Below are 18,588 nucleotides of genomic sequence, written 5' to 3' on the forward strand. Positions count from 1 at the left end.
GCCATGAACGAACAACAATTAAAACAATTGATTACGGATTTAGCAGCGTTAGACTTTGTCCATGCCAAAATTAAGCTGGATGACTTTGAACTGGAACTGGAGCGGCCTGACACGACCAGTCAGTTTACGCAGCAAAAGCAGACCCGTGGGGATGTTATTGTGGTCAAGAGCCCCATGATTGGTATTTTTCATGTTAATGAAGCACCGTTACAAGTCGGACAACGTGTTGAGACGGGGATGACAGTTGGTCAAATCGAAAGTATGAAGTTGTTTAATGAAGTGACCAGTCCCGCTAGCGGTATCGTGGAACGGGTTCTTTGCGAAGATGGGCAGACCGTGGAGTATGATCAACCGTTGATCGAGATTCGTGAGGGAGCATAGGCGTCATGTTCAAGAAAATATTAATTGCGAATCGTGGCGAAATCGCCTGTCGAATTATGGCTAGTTGTCGACAACTGAATATTCGAACCGTTGCGGTTTATTCCACGGCCGATCGAGCAGCTCAATTTGTTCAGATGGCCGATGAAGCTTACTGTATTGGGCCGGCAGCTTCTTCAGAGTCATACCTGAATCGGGAAGGCATCTTGATGGCGGGGATTCTCGCGCACGTGGATGCTGTTCATCCGGGATACGGCTTTTTAGCAGAAGATGCGTTGTTTGCGCAAATGTGCGCGCAATGCGGGATTACCTGGCTGGGCCCCCAACCCAAGCTCATTTCCTTAATGGGGGACAAGGCAGCGGCCCGAAAATTTGCGGCAAGTCGTGGTATCGCCATTATTCCGGGGACCTATGTTCTTGAAGATATTGAGCAACTGCAACAGTCGGCTCGTAAGATGGGGTATCCGTTGCTGATCAAGGCTAGTCAGGGTGGCGGCGGTAAGGGAATTCGCATTGTTAATCATCCTGATGAGTTGGAATCGCAACTAATGGTTGCCAAGCGAGAGACTGATTCGGCGTTTGGAAGTACCGCGATTTACTTAGAAAAAGTGCTTAAAAATGCCCGCCATATTGAAGTGCAAGTGATTGGCGATCAGGATGGCCGTATCTTAGTGCTCGGTGATCGAGACTGTACAATGCAGATTCGGCGACAAAAGGTGATCGAAGAAAGCCCGGCGTCGTTTATTACGGCTGCTCAACGTCGTGAATTGGTGGTTGCGGTCCATCGGTTACTGGATGGCGTGGGTTACCAAGGACTCGGAACCGTGGAATTTTTGTTCAGTGAGGATCGATTTTACTTTCTTGAAATGAATACGCGGTTGCAAGTTGAACACGGGGTTACCGAAACCACAACTGGATTAGATATCGTGATGTTACAGTTACAACTGGCAAGTCGGGAAGCGCGTCTCGGGCATCAAGTGCCTGAGGGGCAGGGAGTCGCGATTGAATGTCGGTTGAACATGACGGGAGCGACCGGTGAGAATCGGTTGACCAAGTTTGAATTTCCAAGGGATGTGCGAGTTGACACCGGCTATGCGAGTGGTGATCAGGTACCAACCTATTACGATGCACTCCTAGCTAAGATTATTGTGGTAGCCCCCACTCACCGACAAGCGGTCGAGAAAATGCAGGCCACGTTAGCACAGGTTGAAGTGACCGGGGTGGCCACCAACCTGACGTTATTACGTCAAATTGTAGCCACTAATTGGTATCTTAACGGCAAGTTTTCGGTGCAGACATTAGATGAGAGGTTAAAAAATGACAAGTCATTTGCCAACTGAGGGAACCTGGAGTAAGTGTCCTTACTGCCAAGCACATGTCAACCAGCTGGAATGGGGACAAATTAAACAGTGTCCTCGGTGCGGACGGTACCAACGATTAAGTGCGCAGGACCGCTTGGCGATTACTGTGGATGAAGGCTCGTTCCAGTCGTTACCGTCGGCACGGTCGCAAAATCGGCTTAAAATTACAGGTTATGACGAAAAATTAACGAAAAATCAACAGCGAAGTGGGTTAGATGAGGCCATTGTGACCGGTCAGGGAACCATTCAGGGGTATGCGACGATGATTGGGGTGATGGACAGTCACTTCATGATGGGCACGTTGAATACGACAGTTGGCGCACAGTTACGGCAACTTTATCAAGTCGCTGGTCAGCGACAGTTACCCCTTATTTTGTTTATCGCATCAGGTGGTGCACGAATGCAAGAGGGAATTTTTTCGTTGATGCAGATGAATACCATTTTGGCGACCAAGCAGCAGTTTGATCGTCAGGAGCAGGTATCGATTAGTGTGTTGACAGATCCCACAATGGGTGGGGTTTCAGCTAGCTTTGCGTTTAAAAACGACATTGTGATTGCAGAAAAACAGGCTCAGATTGGATTTGCTGGTCCTCGTGTCATTAGTGCGACGGGGCATGAGCAGTTACCAGATCACTTTCAATTGGCAGATGACCTGTATACAAAGGGCTTAATTGATGATCAAGTGAGTCGACCAGACATACGAGACTATCTTGGTAACCTTCTATTACTACACCAAAGGGGGCCGCATTTTGCTTAAAGATCAATTAAACAAAATTCGAGCAGTTGATCATATCTCAGCTAACGATGTCATTAACAGTATTTTAACCAATTTTGTCGAAATTCATGGTGATCGGGTAACCGGTGACGATCACGCTTTGGTTGCTGGAATTGGCCTTCTTGCCAGACGACCGGTGACGGTCCTTGCGATCAATCGGGGCCAGAGTCCGCAGGAACGACAACGGTTCAACGGTGGCATGGTGGCCAGTAGCGGCTATCGGAAAGCACGCCGGTTAGTACTTGCTGCTCAGCGATTTAATCGGCCGGTCATTAGCTTGATCGATACTCCAGGAGCTGACGCGAGTGTGTCGTCTGAAAATCACGGACAGAGTCAGGCAATTGCCGACATGATTGATACTATGGGACAACTGACAGTTCCGAATGTGGCCGTTTTTCTGGGTGAAGGACATAGTGGTGGAGCACTAGCGTTTGCTAATGCCAACCGTATTTTGATGCTCGAAAACGCCCTTTTTTCCGTTGCCTCACCTGAGGCAGTCGCGGCCATTGTGACGACGGATCACGATATTAGTGATGATCTGCCTATGACGGCCACTGCTCTAAAAAAATTAGGATTGGTTGATCAGATCATTGCTGAAGATGACCAGTTAATTAGTCATCTTCGGCGCGCCTTGCAACAGCATTTGGAACAGCTTGATACTGTGAATGGTCAACAATTGGTGCAACAACGACAACATAAATTTATTCAATTTTTGGCGCAATGGCGGCGACTATGAGGTGGTTACGATGTAACCGCTTTTTTTATTGAAAGCGGGCGTAGCACCGGATTCCGGCACTTTACGCCATTTATTCGTGTGCTATAATTCTTGTATTACATATTTTAGGAGGCCTAGAGATGGCAGTTTTTCTTTCTAGTGTTTCCGGTGTTTTCATCATTTTAGTCATGGTGGCCATTGGTTACATATTAAACGAGCGGGGATGGTTTGATGAAAAATCCACCCGCATGATTTCCAAGTTGGTAACGCAAATTGCATTACCTGCCTACATGGTGACAACGATCATGAAAGATTTTACAGCTAACGAGCTAAAAACGTTGTTGCCGGATTTACGGTATCCCGTCATTTCAATGTTGATTTTATTCGTGTTTTCACTCCTGATTACGCGAACCATCCATATCAAGTCGGAGCATAAGGGCCTCTTTCAGTCGATGTTTTTTAACTCTAACACGGTGTTTGTGGGACTACCGATTAACCTCGCACTGTTTGGTGACCGTTCGCTCCCCTACGTGCTGGTGTACTATATGGCCAACACAACGTTTTTTTGGACGTTAGGGGTTTGGCTGATCCAGCGAGATGGGATGGGCAGTGCCAAAATTAATATTATTGCGACGTTGAAAAAGATTTTTTCACCGCCCCTCATGGGATTTGTGGTCGGAATAATTTTTGTTGTCCTACATATTAAGCTACCTTCATTTATTATGAGTGATCTGAACTATGTGGGTGGTTTGACGATTCCAATGTCGATGTTATTTATTGGGATCGCGGTTTCTAATGCGGGAATTTCGCGCTTACGAATTGATCGTGATGCGCTGGGAATTTTGTTCGGGCGGTTCATCTGTGCACCAGTGCTAATGGCACTTCTTGTGTTGCCAAGCTCCATGGATACACTGATGAAGCAGGTCTTCATTTTGCAGGCTGCAATGCCCGTAATGACCAATGCACCAGTGGTTTCCAAGCTCTATGATGCCGACGCGGATTATGCGGCGATCATGGTCACGGAGACAACGCTGCTGAGCATTATTGTTGTGCCCATCTTAATGGTCATTATTAAGTCGTTAGTTTAGAGAAGGAGATTGTTGTGAAGAAAACAGGGTTGTATATTGCGTTGTCGACAATATTTTTTAGTTTAATGGAAATTGCGTTGAAATCAGTGGGAGACGCCTTTAATCCAATTCAGATTAATTTAATTCGATTCTTTATTGGTGGGGTGGTGCTTCTACCATTTGCAATTCGGACATTAAGAATTCAGGGGATGATGATTCATTGGCGGGATTTAGGATTATTTGCGCTCACTGGGTTCATGTGTCTGGTGGTCAGTATGACACTTTTTCAACTGTCGATTGGGTACACGCAAGCTTCGACGGTCGCAGTTGTGTTTAGTGCGAACCCTGTTTTTGCACTTATTTTCTCATTTTTGATTTTGCATGAACGTCTTGGACGGGCCAACTTAATTGCGGTCATTATCTCGATTGTGGGCTTGTTGGTGATTGTTAACCCGGCTAATTTAACGGATCCGCTGGGATTGACGCTAGCTATTATTTCCGCGTTGACCTTTGGCCTGTACAGTATTATTTCACGATACGGGTCTGTTCGTCGGGGATACAATGGTATTGTCATGACCTGCTTTACGTTCCTTGTCGGGTCAGCAGAATTATTGGCGCTGGTAGAAATTACCAATATTCCTGGAATTGCGCGGGCATTCTCACATATCGGGTGGTTGAAGCAGTTCAGTGCGATTCCACTATTTACGAATGTGAATTTACATTATTTCTGGTTTCTATTTTTTGTGGGCGTTTGTGTTACCGGTGGTGGTTTTGCGTTTTACTTTTTGGCAATGGAGACATCGAATGTTTCGACGGCTTCACTGGTGTTCTTTATCAAACCAGGATTAGCCCCTATTTTTGCGGCACTCTTGATTGGTGACAAAATTGCAGTGACTACCGTGATTGGCATCGTGATTATCATCTTTGGCTCAGTCGTCACCTTTATGGGTAATAAACGACGTGAGACAGGTAAGATGCGTGTCGAATAATTGTTACTAAACTGCAATATTAGCGATTTGATCTTAAGAAGATCTTCAAAAAAAAGACAAAAAAGACTAAAAGTTAGAATATTTGATGAAGATAAGCAAAAAAATGTGAAATTTTGCTTATCTTTTTTTTATTAAGAACCGCGTAACCACGCATGATAGCTGCTTTTTTGTAACTTTAATGTAACATTTGTAATTAAATGTAATTATAGTGCGACGAAACTGCAATCTTATAGCGATACAATTACTTTCGTAAATTATTAATAAAAACTAAAACACATAAAAAACACACAGGAGTGATCATCATTAAATCAGCAGCGAAAAAAACTTTAATTGGGACTTTGGGTGCCGCAGCCTTATTTGTTGGGGGCACACAAGTTGCTCAAGCCGACTCATTACAAATTCAATCAGGTGATACTGTTTGGGCATATTCACAAAAGTATCATGTCTCAATTGATTCAATTATCAAGGCAAACAAGTTAGCCGACGCAAACTTAATCGTTGCCGGCCAAAGCCTTAACATCCCCGGTGTTCAAACTGGTTCAGTTTCAGCAGCTAGTTCAGCAGTTACGACTTCAGCAGCCAGCACTGCCGTAACATCGACAACTGCTACTAGTGCAACGGTTGCCAGTTCAGCAACTGCTTCTAGTGCTGTTGCTACCAGCTCAGCAGTCGTAGCAAGTTCAGCAGTTGCTACTAGTTCTGCAGCTACTTCAAGTGTTGCTGCTAGCTCAGCCGCAACAACGCAATCAGCTGCAACTCAATCATCAACAACTACTCAAACTGGTACAGTTCAAGCATCTGCAACTACGCAGAGTAGCAGCACCACAGTTGCACGTAGTACACAACAAAGTACAGCACCAGCTGCTACTTCAGCAAGTACTGCAACTGGCAACTGGAACGCATACCTTGGCCAAGCATACAGCTACGGTAACTTAGACTGCTCAGGTCTTGTTCAACGTGTCTACGGAAGCCGTGTTAACGGTCGGACAACTTACACGCAACAAACTACCGGCGCTCACAACTACAACGTTTACAGTGCACCTAAAGGGGCGCTTGTATTCTTCGTTAGTGACGGTGCACCTGAAAGTGCACCATATCACGTAGGTATTTCAAACGGTGACGGAACATTTACTCATGCACCTAAGACCGGCGATGTTGTTAAGGTTACTTCAATGAAGTACTACACACCATCATATTACGTAATGCCTCGTTAATATAAGCTAATTATGAAGTCAACTCCTCAGTGGGGTTGGCTTTTTTGCGTACATATGGCGTATCGGGATGTCCATAAAAATAAAAAAATCATATTTTATTCATTTTCAGGCCACATAAAATCATCAGAAATGCAATATTTCGTCTGTAGCATGAATGACATGATGAAAAACACAATAGTAAGACAACTCAAAAAATATATGATTATTATTTTAGCCATTGGATTATGTTCCATTTTTTTATGGCATCATTTCAATGGAAGCAGCACTAAAACGGCGAAAAGTAGTACGAATACGACGTCGCAAGCCGTCAAACGACGGCAAACAGTCATTAAGAAAAATTTGACGAATTATCTTAATTCGGTAACTAAAGATGGTACCGTTAGTGTGAGTTTCTATAACTTGGGTGCGACTAGTGGCAGTACGGCGTCTAAGAGTAAATATGCGGATGTCTACAAGGAAGGGAGCTTAGAGGTGGAATCCAACGCTCATACCGCACAAACAGCTGCCAGCACATATAAACTATTTATTACAGCGTTTCTGATGAAGCAAAAATTAAATGGTAACTTTACGTGGAATACGACAAATACGAACGGATTTTATTCTATGATTGTAAATAGTGAAAATGACTACGCCGAGAGTCAGTTGACGAGCTATGGAATGAGCACGATTGATGCGTTCATTAAAACACAGGGATGGTATTCACCTGTTTTCGTTTCCGGTCAGGATGCGACAACTACGAGTTACAGTTTGGAACTATTACTGAAAGATCTAGCGAAAGGAACCGGCGTCTTCACTAACCAATCTGATCGAAGTAAAATTTTGAAATTAATGGGAGAACAAGTTTATCGAACAGGTATCCCAACCGGGGTCGCCGCGGCTAATAAGGGGACTACGGTACAAGACAAGGTCGGATTCCTGAATGATACAAACAATGATGCCGCCATTGTCACGATGCCAAATGGACAACGTTATATTTTAGTGATTATGACGCATGGTCATGGTCAGAGTGGATTTAGTGGATTTCCAAAGATTGCTAAAATCGCCAAAAAGGTGCAAACGATTGTGTACGGCGCGAATGCTGGAACTAAAGTTGAAAGTTATTAGCGATCATCAATGATGCTTGCTCAACCTTTAATAAATGCGTTATGATTAAGGGCATGAGAGGGAGGATCACATGGTAAAGCTAGTCATTACACGACATGGTGAAAGTCAGGCAAATCGTGATAACATTTTTACGGGATGGTCCGATGTGCCGTTGACACAAAATGGGATTGCTCAGGCCCATCAGGCGGCCCAGGCCATTTTGCAACATCACATTGAATTTGATGACGTGCATACGTCTTATTTACAGCGCGCAATTGTGACGGCCAATTTGATTTGTGATCAGTTGGACCAGTTATATGTGCCCATTCATAAGACTTGGCGTCTTAACGAACGCCACTATGGTGCATTGCGAGGCATGAATAAAGACGTCGCCAAGCAGAGATTTGGTACGCAACAGGTCGGCAAGTGGCGTCGAGGTTATCGGGATTTACCGCCGCAGTTGACGGAAGCTGACCATGACCGCCGTTATGATCGGATTGGTGTTTCGGTCCCACTTAGTGAAAGTCTGCAAATGACAGAGGAACGGCTGCTACCATATTGGATCGATCAAATTGCACCACGATTGTTGGCTGGGCATAACCAGCTCATTGTGGCCCATGGTAGTACGTTGCGGGCACTTGTTAAGTATTTGGATGAAATTCCAGACGATCAAATTAATACCGTTGAAATTGCCAATGGGGCCCCCATTATGTATGATTTTGATGCGCAACTGAACGTCATGAAAAAAATTGAATTAACGTAAATGAGTGGAGTTGGATCATCCCGAGAATGGGTGGTTCAACTTTTTTGATTGGTTAAAAGAGGGGAACTAACAGGTATGAGCGGAGGTTCAATTAAGGAAAATGAGAATATAATGAGAAAAGTATTTGACATTTCACATTTTGAGTTTAGAATAATAGGTGTCTTAATCATTTAACTTAATTTAAGTAATTGATCGGACACACATACATATTTGGTTTACATAGGAACACACATAGAGGAGCGCGAATACATATGAAATTTACAGTTGTTGGTTCAGGTGCCATGGGGTTACGCTATGGTTTATTATTACGTGATGCAGGAAATGAAGTCGACTTTGTTGATCCTTGGAAGCCACAGGTTGAGGCAGTACGTCGTCAGGGTGGCGTTTATGTTTCACGCGACGGTCAAGGCCGTCATTTAGTTAAGATGACGATGCAATATCCAGAGGATTACCAAGGTGATCCAGACTGTTATATCTTTTTCACTAAACAGATGCAGCTGGCGGGAGTATTGGAACGGTGCGCACACTTCTTTAAGCCGCATCAATATGCGATGACATGCATGAATGGCATGGGACATGTGGATAAGTTATTAAACTACTTCAAGCCTGACAAGGTGTTAGCGGGAACGGCCCTAGTTGCGACGGTTTTGAACGGGCCTGGAGATGTTGATTTTATCGGTAAGCGTGGTGCAGGAACGATGAATCTGGCCAACTATACTGAAAAGCCTGATGAGTTTACCCATCAAGTGGTTGATGAGTTGGACAAAGCTCAGTTCCATCCCAACTTAACGACCAATTTTCGGGGAACATTGTTGGCCAAGGTGGTATTTAACTCGGTTGTGAACACCTTATGCACCATGTTTGAAATGACAATGGGTGAGTTTGCCGATTATGAAGGTTTCGAAGAAATGTCGTTACAGTTGATTGACGAAGCATATGACGCCTGTGAACGGGATGGCGTCAAGATGATCAATAGCCGGCAGGAAGAATTAGAAAGTGTTAAGTATGTGAGCCGGGTAGCCAATCCGTTACATTATCCTTCCATGTACCAAGATATGCATAACTACCGTAAAACAGAGGTAGACTACATTAACGGATACTTGGTTAAACTAGGACAAAAGCATGGGTATGATGCCAAAACGCATCGCTTCTTAACCCATGAAGTTCACTTAGCAGAGATCAAGAAGCAAAAAGAATTAGCGGCATCCACAAAGAAGACGTTGACCGCACAAACTGCATAGAAAAAATGGTACCAAAGCATTGGGCTTTGGTACCATTTTTTGTTGACGTTATTATGCAAGGGCTCCCATCGGATCCCATGGTTTAAGGACGGTTGGTTCTGTAGCCTGAGCCTGAGCCAGGTTGGCTGGTAGAAATTGTTTGTTAACCACAATCTGGTAACAATATTCATCCATCCAGGCGTCAGACATGACGAAATATCCTTTTTCCCCGACTTTTGGTCCCCATGAATTTTCAACCTTCCACTTGGTTGGTTGACCATCAACGAGATCGACACCGGTAAGTACCATGGCATGCGTCATCATACTTTCTCCGTAGTCGAGGCGCTGTGCTTTACTCATCTTAAAGCTAGTGGCAAATAAATCGTCTTGACCGTAGATGTTGAGATCCATGATCCCTTTTTGACGATCAGAACTTTGACCGACATCACAACCAAACCAAACACTTTCCCCGGCTTGAAGCTGCGCAATGGCCAGCTTTTTAAAATCCGCCATTGTAACGTTAAGATGTTTAACCGCACGGCCATCGACAACATTCCCTAACATGTCGACGGTGTAGGTTTGATTATAAGGTTTGTCAGCCGTCGGGGCGTTGATGATTGAGACGTAGTCGGCGAGATTCCAGCCGACGTATTGATCATAAAATTGTTTTGGTGTGAGGTCGGTATCACGATGGAAATGTTTGTCAGCATCGCGATATTCGAAGTCAAATGTCAGTGGTGGTTGGCCGAAACTGTAAACTAACATCCGATACACATCGTTGAGCATTTGATTACGGGCAGCATCAATATCGTCATCAGTAGCATGATCAGCGACCAATTGTCGTAATTCGATCGCGTTTTGCCGTAGCTTTTTATTTAATGCCGTGTTAATTTCATTGGACTTAGATGAATTATAGGTTTCGGGCATTGCGGATTGCGGAACAATCCCATATTTTTCAATAAGGGCGCACAACATATCCCATTGGCCGCCATCTTGTTGGGGTGTCGTCATCAGCCAAGCAACTTCACGACTGTCAGCTGGTTGATCAGCAGTTTTTAACACATTTTCGTAAAAGTAGTTGGCCTTTTCGAACTTATCCCAAAAGAAGGTGTACGCCTGTGATAGTTCAAACTTTTTAAGGCCCAGGCGGTTGGCCATATCGTGCCGCATGGTATTGAGAGCGGCAAACATCCAACAGCGACCAGATTGTTTTTGGTTAGCGACGTCGCCGGTATCTAAATCAATCGAAAAAACAGGTGTCGACTCACTAACTGCATGCCAGTCATAGCTACTAGCAAGAATCCCATTTTTAGTAACGGTACGTTCATTGACCGGTGCTTCAGGCCGTTTAGCGAGATCTTGTTGAAATCCTGTAAGTTGTTCATTTGTTATTGCATGGCTCAAAAAAATCACTCCTTTAGTAGTTAACTTCCATTGTAGTCAACTTGTGAGGTGACCGCAATCAAATTAACGGTCAAGCAGTTGTTGATAGTCGGGATTTTGATCAAAGGCCTTTTTCGCGTATGGGCATAGGAGTTGAACATGCAGTCCCTGCTGTTTGGCATATTGATAAAATTGTTCTACTAACTGGGCGGCTAAACCTTGTCCACGCATAATTGGATTGACAAATGTGCGTTCGACAACGACGGTATCAGCGACGTCGGGGACATTTGGAAAAACAATTTCACCTAACAGGGTACCATCTTGGTCTGTTGTATAAATTCGGTTGTTTTCATGCTGAAAGTTCATTTGAATTCCTCCTCGCAAATATTGTGCATTGAATGTAAACTTTTTCCTTAATGGTGATATACTATCACGAAATACAGATGTATCAAACGTTTCAGCCTAAACTATAGGTTAGTGACTGCATTAAGTCATTATTGGTTAAATGAAGGGTATAACGTTACAGAAAAAATTTGATAACTGAATACGGTAACCAAAATAAAAGTACCCTTGAAATTTTCAAAGGTACTTTTGTTATTTATATTTATCGGATAGTTTTTTCACGGTTTTTTTTTAACATACAGTTGGACACTCGCCAAGCCAAGCGCGCCGATCAGGAATAGGCCAATGCCGGTTACCCAATTTTCTGTCCTATTAGAAGTTTGAGGTAATTTTGAATCATTACTTTTGATTAGATGGTGATGTGTTACTGCAACTGAGACATTTTCTTTGGGCGCATTGCTAGTTGTTATGGTATTGGTATTATTGCCAGAAGTTTTGGAATCCGTCGAAGCAGCAGCTGCTGGAACGGTGGTTGAGGTCGCTGTAGCATGCTCATGTTCAGATGGCGCACTCGAATTACTTCCTGATGTTGTCTTTGCCGTGTAATAAACAGTCACCTTATTGGTTCCTTCACCATCACCGACTACGTGAAAAGTGGTGGGTTGGTTGGGCTCTAGATCATACCCATCAAATGATTTATGCTCGATGGTTTCAGTGTATCCAAATTTTGTTTGAACTTGGGTGCTTGCCAGTATTTTGCCGGTGCTTCTATCAACATAACTAATGTCAATGGATTCAGGATTTGGTATGAGAACGGTATGCATTTTGAGAATACCGCCGTCAACGGCATATATCGGCCGCTGGTTTAATGCTGATATAAGTTCATCTAAATTGGTGATCCCGACCCCGTTCAAAACTTTGCTGTAACTATATTGTTGGTCGATTTCAAAAAAATAAGAAGCTTCGAGATCTATCTTAAATCCAGGAACATCAAGCTGTTTTAATTTTTCTACGTTCGTTTCGTCTGGCACCTCAAAAGTATTCGGTTGCGGGATGTTCGAGCTCGTACTTCTGTTATCCGATATTGACCATGTTTGAATAACAGGGGTACTTTTTGGATCAGTCTCGGAACTATCAGCCGTGACGGTAGTTCCAGCAGATGGACTGGTGCTGGAAGCACTACTGGATAAATCGGTAAATGCCATATTTGCAGAGCTTGTTTGGGTGGCTGCATTGGAAATACTTTGGCTATTGCTTAAAGAATCAGTCGTAGATTGCGCGTAAACCGGTAATGTTACACATCCTACTAACAGCGTAGTCCCTAAAGTGGCAATGATATTTTTGCTTTTATTCTTCATAACTAATTCCTCCCACTAGTAACATTAGTAATGCGTTTGAATAAAAACGCTTCCAATATAAACTTTGGTGCTAAAATAAAAACTCCTAATCGACATAAGAATACTATGGATAATGACCAGCGGCAATTGCAATTAGACGATAACTATAATTAGACGAACAATGATAATTTGAGGCGCTTGATAAGCAAATCAGACGTGGCGGAAAAGTGCCAGCTTTGGTCAGTATGACCCCACTGCAACTCGCATTGTTAGGATGCGATGTTGCTATTTATGAAGAAAAAAGAAATGATGAAATATAATTCTAGATTTTCCCTTAATTTTTGCAATTGGGAAGGGATACTAGTATCAAAAAAGGGAGCAGTATTTTATAATTAGGCAGTTAACTAAAAAACGAGGTGGATAAGATGGAACGTGGGTTTGCAGTAGTTTCAGGAAAAAAGGATCAGCAGCTTAATTTACCTAAGCGGCAGACGAAACAGGCGGCTGGATACGATTTTGAATGTTCGGAAGATTTCGTGTTGCCATCGATTTGGAAGTTTAATTTCGTCAAAATTATTCGGGGATTACTTCATCATGAAGAATTGCATGATGAAGATTACGAAGCGGCCAATCAGGTTTTAAAGCCATTTTTAGTTCCCACCGGAATTAAGTCATATATGAAAGAAAATGAATTTTTAATGCTGGCTAATCGGTCAAGCAATCCTTTGAAGCGGCGACTCGTACTCCCTAATGGGGTGGGAATTGTGGATGCTGATTACTACGATAATGACAGTAATGAAGGGGAAATTTTCTTTCAACTACTTAATTTTGGGGTTAAAGATGTGGTCATTAAGAAGGGTGAACGAATCGGTCAAGGAATCTTTATTCCCTACTTATTAGCTGATAATGATGAGCAACCAACTAGTGAACGGAAGGGTGGATTTGGCTCGACGAAAAAGTAAGCCGAGTTAGTCGTTATCAACAGAATTAATTAACAGGTGTGCTACAATAATTTTAAACGGAATGGAGGTCGAAAATGGCAAAGGCAAAAATACAGTATGTTTGTCAAAATTGCGGTTATAGCTCCTCGCGGTACCTTGGACGTTGTCCGAACTGTGGTGAATGGAATAGTTTGGTCGAAGAAAAGGTGCAATCAGCGACACCGACAAGCAGCAGTCGGGTTAGCTTAGCAGGCGTTAAGACTAAACCAACTAAGATTAAAGAGATCAAAATGGGCCAAACGCCGCGCACGCAAACCAAGATTCGTGAGTTGGATCGGGTGCTCGGAGGGGGAATTGTTCCCGGATCGTTAATCTTAATTGGTGGTGACCCAGGAATTGGCAAGTCCACGTTACTGCTACAGGTTTCCGGCCAACTGAACAAGGTTGGGGGGACCGTTCTTTATGTCTCTGGGGAAGAAAGTGCGACGCAGATTAAGATGCGTGCTGATCGGCTGAATGTCAGTGGGGATGCCTTTTACGTCTATCCCGAAACCGATATGGGCGCGATCAAGCAAACGATTGAAGATGTTAAACCGGACTACGTCGTGATTGATTCGGTTCAAACTATGTCGGAACCAGATGTGAGTTCGGCAATCGGGAGTGTGTCCCAAATCCGAGAAGTGACAGCAGATTTGATGCAGATTGGTAAGAGCAACGGAATTACTATCTTCATTGTGGGGCATGTCACTAAGGGCGGTGCAATTGCGGGGCCTAAAATTTTGGAGCACATGGTGGATACCGTTCTTTACTTTGAGGGTGATTTACACCATACCTACCGAATCTTGCGATCAGTGAAAAACCGGTTTGGTTCGACAAACGAACTTGGTATTTTCGAAATGCGAGAGGAAGGCTTAGCAGAGGTCGCAAATCCATCGGAAATTTTCCTAGAGGAACGACTAAAGAACGCGACTGGATCGGCCATTGTTGTTTCAATGGAAGGCACGCGGCCGATCTTAGTGGAAATTCAGGCGCTTATTACGCCCACCGTTTTTGGTAATGCTCAGCGAACGGCAACGGGGTTGAACCGTAACCGGGTATCATTATTGATGGCGGTGCTGGAAAAGCGTGCTAATTTGATGCTACAAAATCAAGATGCTTATCTGAAAGCTGCTGGCGGAGTTAAACTGGACGAACCGGCGATTGATTTAGCAATTGCGATGAGCATTGCCTCCAGTTATCGCGATCAGGGCACGCAACCGACTGACGCATTCGTTGGTGAAGTCGGGTTGACCGGTGAAATCCGACGAGTTAATCGTATTGAGCAACGGGTGGCAGAAGCTGAGAAATTAGGATTTAAGCGCATCTTCATTCCGAAAAATAATTTGCAAGGTTGGCAACCACCGACCGGCATTGATGTTGTCGGAGTGGCGACATTGTCAGAGGCTTTAAAACGAGCCTTAAATTAAAAAGAGGGAGGAAAAACGACATGAAAAAGCATGTAATTAGAATTGCGTTTGCCATTGTTGGTGCGGCTGTTGGGTTTTACTATTTGCCGCTTTTGTGGAATGCATTTAATATTCAACTGACTGGAACACTCTTGTTTGCAAGTGACCTGGTTATCGGCGCTGTTGTGTTTTTGCTATTATCCTATCTTCTTGCCAGCTCCGTCGATCGGTTTGTAAACAAAGTTGAAGCTTACTTAACCAAGCAAAGTCCAGTTTATCTGTTCTTTGGGAGTTTGTTGACCATTGTTGGGCTAGTCCTTGCGGTGCTGGTGTCAACCCCGCTATGGAACTCACATGTGCCAGTGCTCGATAACGTGGTACCAGTGATTTTGATGCTATTATTTGGGTACTTTGGCTTTCGGATTGGAACAACAAGATTGGACGAGTGGCGTAATTTATTTCAGCTCCGTCGTTCACGAGGGAGCAAGGATGGCCGGGTTATGGCCAAACAGGATGCAAACTATCACCATTATAAAATTTTAGATACTAATATTTTGATTGATGGTCGAATCTACGATATTGTCAAAACGGGATTTATTGAGGGAACCCTATTAGTTCCTAATTTTGTCTTGTATGAACTACAATACATTGCGGATTCTAGTGATAGCATTAAGCGAGTTCGTGGCCGGCGTGGATTGGATATTTTAAATAAGCTGCAAAGCGAAAAAGTCGTTCCCGTTGAAATGTATGAAGGGGACTTCGAAGATATTCCAGAAGTAGATAGTAAACTGATTCGCTTGGCTAAGGAAGTCGATGGCGTCATTGTGACGAATGATTACAACCTTAATAAGGTGATCCAGTTTCAAAATGTTGAAGTTATGAACATTAATGGCTTGGCAAAGGCCCTGAAACCACGGGTCATTCCTGGTGAAACGCTGAATGTCATGGTTGTTAAAAAAGGAACCGAGCGGCAGCAAGGCGTTGCCTATTTGGATGATGGCACGATGGTGGTTGTCGAAGATGGTCGTTACTACATGAATGACCACATTGAAGTTGAGGTGACGAGTGCCTTACAAACGGATGCCGGTCGGATGATTTTTGCAAGACCAGTTCATTCTCCACGGGGAATTAATGATCACCATGAGGGTGACACCAAAAGAAATGACGACAAAAAGTAAATAGACTTTAAATTTACTTACAAGACCTGTACACTATAAATGACAACTTTTGAGATTATTAATGAAAGAGGCGTAAAATTTTGGCTAAAAATAACATTCGGGTGCGCTATGCTCCAAGTCCGACAGGACATTTACACATTGGGAACGCTCGAACAGCATTGTTTAACTACTTATTTGCCCGTCACAACAAGGGTAAGTTTATCATTCGGATTGAGGATACGGACACTAAACGTAACATCGCCGATGGTGAACGCAGTCAGCTCGATAACTTGAAGTGGCTGGGACTCGATTGGGACGAAGGTCCTGATGTTGGCGGTGATTTTGGTCCTTACCGTCAATCAGAACGTAAAGATATTTACGTTAAGTTAATTCAACAACTTTTGGATGAAGGAAAAGCCTACAAGTCATATAAGACTGAGGACGAACTGGAGGCCGATCGAGAAGCACAAAAAGCCAAAAAAATCATGCCACACTACGAGTATGAATACAAAGGCATGAGTGCCGATGAGATTAAGCAGGCTCAAGCGGATGCCGAAGCAAAAGGGTTACAGCCGGTTGTTCGGTTCCGTGTTCCGGATGAAACGTATGCTTGGCATGACTTAGTTAAGGGTGATATTTCATTTGATGCCAATACAATTGGTGGCGATTTTGTCATTCAAAAACGGGATGGTATGCCGACCTATAACTTCGCCGTGGTCGTTGACGATCATTTAATGAAGATTAGCCACGTATTCCGTGGTGATGACCATGTTGCGAACACGCCTAAACAATTAATGATCTACGAAGCCTTTGGCTGGGAAGCACCACAATTTGGCCATATGAGCTTAATTATCAATACCGAAACTGGCAAGAAACTCAGCAAACGGGACGAATCAGTCTTACAGTTTATTGAACAGTATCGTGAACTAGGCTACTTACCTGACGCCATGCTAAACTTCATTGTGCTACTTGGCTGGTCACCAGTTGGGGAAGATGAAATCTTTACGCGCAAGGAATTCATCAAGATGTATGATGAAAATCGGCTGAGTAAATCACCAGCTGCATTTGATGGCAAGAAGCTTGAATGGATTAATAACCAATACATGAAGAATGCCGATGAAGATGCCGTGTTTGATTTAGCTTTGCCACAATTGATCGAAGCTGGATTACTTGAAAAACAGCCTAACGCTGAAAAGCTTGAATGGACACGTAAGCTCATCAGTATCTTCAAGCGTGAAATCAGTTATGCTCGTGAAATTGTGCCGTTAGCACAACCATTCTTTGAGGAACGTGCAGATATTGATGATGATGCACGGGCTGAAATGCAAGAAGAAACAGCATTGACGGTCATTGAAGAATTTTATCAACGAATTCAAAAGCTGGATTACTTGAACACCGTTCAAATTTTGAAGACCATTAAGAGTATTCAAAAGGATACTAAGATTAAGGGACGGAAGCTTTGGATGCCAATCCGGATTGCAGTGACCCATGAGATGCACGGACCAGAGTTGCCAGAAAGTATCGAATTAATCGGGTACGAACAAACACTGAAGTATTTGAAGCAAATGATCGATGAATTAAAAAAATAAGATAAAAAAACAAGTCATGATTGGCGGTTATTGCCAGTCATGACTTGTTTTTTACGAAAGTTGATAATCATCTGGATCGGCTTGGGCGGGGCCATAGGTATCCATATCTGTATCTCGATAATCCCACCATTCATTTTCGTATCCGACAAAACCAGCTTGGCGCATCGCTGTGTCTAAGAGACGGTAATTATGTTCCTGATAGGGTTTACGGCGATAATGACGGGTTGCCTTTTCTGAAAAGTCATCAAAACCACTCTGCATGGGGATTTCAGTACCATCCAGTTCGCAGAGGGTTAGATCAAACGTAACCCCCTTTTGATGACTGAAGTTCGGATCCGGTTGGGCCACCCATGTTGGGTCTGGGGTGACGTCAAATAGTTTTTGTTGCGCCGATACGGGACGATAGGCATCCCAAATCTTGAGGCGAAATCCCTGTTGTTTGAGTAAGTGACTGGCCTGCGTCAATTTGCGAACGGTGCCAGCCCGTGCAATTGCAGTGTTAAAATCATAAATTCGAGATCCGGTGAAATTATTGGGTGTTGCGTATTTTAAGTCGACAATAATTGACGGATCAAGTGCTTGGACGTTTAGAAAACCATCATTTGGTGTTTCAATACTATTAGGTGTAACCATTAGTAATGCCCCCATTATTGAGTTATGTTCATAAATTGATTATACAAAAAAAGATGGCGGGGAAGCCATCTTTTGAGGAGTATTACGAAAATCTTGGGGGGATTTCGTAACTTATTTTTCGGTTACTATTGGGAGGAGTAATTGAAAAATATAGGTTTGTGTAACAGGAAATCATCTTCCTTGCTACTGTGGTAAT

Annotated in this window: 18 protein-coding genes; 14 read left to right on the forward strand and 4 right to left on the reverse strand. The window is 43.5% G+C overall.

What is annotated here, in order from left to right; genetic code table 11:
• Positions 1-3 precede the first annotated feature (3 nt).
• The 10 genes from FC26_RS13120 (at position 4) to FC26_RS10680 (ending at position 9,586) form a co-directional block, all read left to right on the forward strand.
• Entirely contained in the window at positions 4-381 is a 378-nt protein-coding gene (locus FC26_RS13120; RefSeq protein ID WP_057780438.1) for an acetyl-CoA carboxylase biotin carboxyl carrier protein, read from the forward strand.
• Positions 382-386: 5 nt separating this feature from the next.
• Positions 387-1,718 carry an acetyl-CoA carboxylase biotin carboxylase subunit gene (locus FC26_RS10640; protein ID WP_057780440.1) on the forward strand — a complete coding sequence of 444 codons (1,332 nt, stop codon included), beginning with the start codon at positions 387-389 and terminating at the stop codon, positions 1,716-1,718.
• Positions 1,696-2,496, forward strand: coding sequence for an acetyl-CoA carboxylase carboxyltransferase subunit beta (locus tag FC26_RS10645; protein WP_057780442.1), 801 nt, complete (start codon positions 1,696-1,698; stop codon positions 2,494-2,496). Before FC26_RS10640 ends, FC26_RS10645 begins: the two co-directional genes overlap by 23 nt.
• Complete coding sequence (gene accA, locus FC26_RS10650) at positions 2,486-3,250, forward strand: carboxyltransferase subunit alpha (protein WP_191978893.1); 765 nt, start codon at positions 2,486-2,488, stop codon at positions 3,248-3,250. Before FC26_RS10645 ends, accA begins: the two co-directional genes overlap by 11 nt.
• Before the next feature lie 119 nt (positions 3,251-3,369).
• A complete protein-coding gene (locus tag FC26_RS10655; RefSeq protein ID WP_057780446.1) occupies positions 3,370-4,317 on the forward strand; it encodes an AEC family transporter in 948 nt (315 codons plus the stop codon).
• 14 nt (positions 4,318-4,331) lie between these two features.
• The gene (locus FC26_RS10660) at positions 4,332-5,285 is read left to right on the forward strand and encodes a DMT family transporter (RefSeq protein WP_057780448.1); all 954 of its coding nucleotides are present in this window, start codon (positions 4,332-4,334) and stop codon (positions 5,283-5,285) included.
• A gap of 293 nt (positions 5,286-5,578) precedes the next feature.
• Positions 5,579-6,499 (forward strand): C40 family peptidase, encoded by a 921-nt coding sequence (locus FC26_RS10665; protein WP_235809512.1) that lies wholly within the window; start codon positions 5,579-5,581, stop codon positions 6,497-6,499.
• Between the two features lie 159 nt (positions 6,500-6,658).
• A complete protein-coding gene (locus FC26_RS10670; protein WP_083483851.1) occupies positions 6,659-7,603 on the forward strand; it encodes a serine hydrolase in 945 nt (314 codons plus the stop codon).
• A gap of 70 nt (positions 7,604-7,673) precedes the next feature.
• Positions 7,674-8,345: a 2,3-bisphosphoglycerate-dependent phosphoglycerate mutase gene (locus tag FC26_RS10675; protein ID WP_057780452.1), complete on the forward strand. Its 672-nt coding sequence runs from the start codon at positions 7,674-7,676 to the stop codon at positions 8,343-8,345.
• A gap of 251 nt (positions 8,346-8,596) precedes the next feature.
• Positions 8,597-9,586, forward strand: a complete 990-nt coding sequence (locus FC26_RS10680) for a ketopantoate reductase family protein (RefSeq protein ID WP_057780454.1) — start codon at positions 8,597-8,599, stop codon at positions 9,584-9,586.
• A 51-nt stretch (positions 9,587-9,637) separates the two neighbouring features.
• Here the strand turns inward: FC26_RS10680 and FC26_RS10685 are convergent, their stop codons facing one another.
• The 3 genes from FC26_RS10685 to FC26_RS10695 form a co-directional block, all read right to left on the reverse strand.
• Complete coding sequence (locus FC26_RS10685) at positions 9,638-10,969, reverse strand: C1 family peptidase (protein ID WP_057780455.1); 1,332 nt, start codon at positions 10,967-10,969, stop codon at positions 9,638-9,640.
• A gap of 63 nt (positions 10,970-11,032) precedes the next feature.
• A complete protein-coding gene (locus FC26_RS10690) occupies positions 11,033-11,314 on the reverse strand; it encodes a GNAT family N-acetyltransferase (RefSeq protein ID WP_057780457.1) in 282 nt (93 codons plus the stop codon).
• A 254-nt stretch (positions 11,315-11,568) separates the two neighbouring features.
• Entirely contained in the window at positions 11,569-12,648 is a 1,080-nt protein-coding gene (locus tag FC26_RS10695) for a hypothetical protein (protein WP_057780459.1), read from the reverse strand.
• A 404-nt stretch (positions 12,649-13,052) separates the two neighbouring features.
• On the opposite strand from FC26_RS10695, the gene FC26_RS10700 reads away from it, so the two are divergent.
• The 4 genes from FC26_RS10700 (at position 13,053) to gltX (ending at position 17,759) form a co-directional block, all read left to right on the forward strand.
• The gene (locus FC26_RS10700; protein WP_057780461.1) at positions 13,053-13,589 is read left to right on the forward strand and encodes a dCTP deaminase/dUTPase family protein; all 537 of its coding nucleotides are present in this window, start codon (positions 13,053-13,055) and stop codon (positions 13,587-13,589) included.
• A gap of 74 nt (positions 13,590-13,663) precedes the next feature.
• Entirely contained in the window at positions 13,664-15,034 is a 1,371-nt protein-coding gene (gene radA / locus FC26_RS10705) for a DNA repair protein RadA (RefSeq protein WP_057780463.1), read from the forward strand.
• Between the two features lie 20 nt (positions 15,035-15,054).
• On the forward strand, positions 15,055-16,191 hold the full coding sequence (locus FC26_RS10710) for a PIN/TRAM domain-containing protein (protein ID WP_057780465.1): 1,137 nt from the start codon (positions 15,055-15,057) through the stop codon (positions 16,189-16,191).
• An 80-nt stretch (positions 16,192-16,271) separates the two neighbouring features.
• Positions 16,272-17,759: a glutamate--tRNA ligase gene (gene gltX, locus FC26_RS10715; RefSeq protein ID WP_057780467.1), complete on the forward strand. Its 1,488-nt coding sequence runs from the start codon at positions 16,272-16,274 to the stop codon at positions 17,757-17,759.
• A gap of 51 nt (positions 17,760-17,810) precedes the next feature.
• Here the strand turns inward: gltX and FC26_RS10720 are convergent, their stop codons facing one another.
• Positions 17,811-18,374 carry a M15 family metallopeptidase gene (locus FC26_RS10720; RefSeq protein WP_420835235.1) on the reverse strand — a complete coding sequence of 188 codons (564 nt, stop codon included), beginning with the start codon at positions 18,372-18,374 and terminating at the stop codon, positions 17,811-17,813.
• Positions 18,375-18,588 lie beyond the last annotated feature (214 nt).

The organism is Paucilactobacillus vaccinostercus DSM 20634, assembly GCF_001436295.1.
Classification (GTDB): domain Bacteria; phylum Bacillota; class Bacilli; order Lactobacillales; family Lactobacillaceae; genus Paucilactobacillus; species Paucilactobacillus vaccinostercus.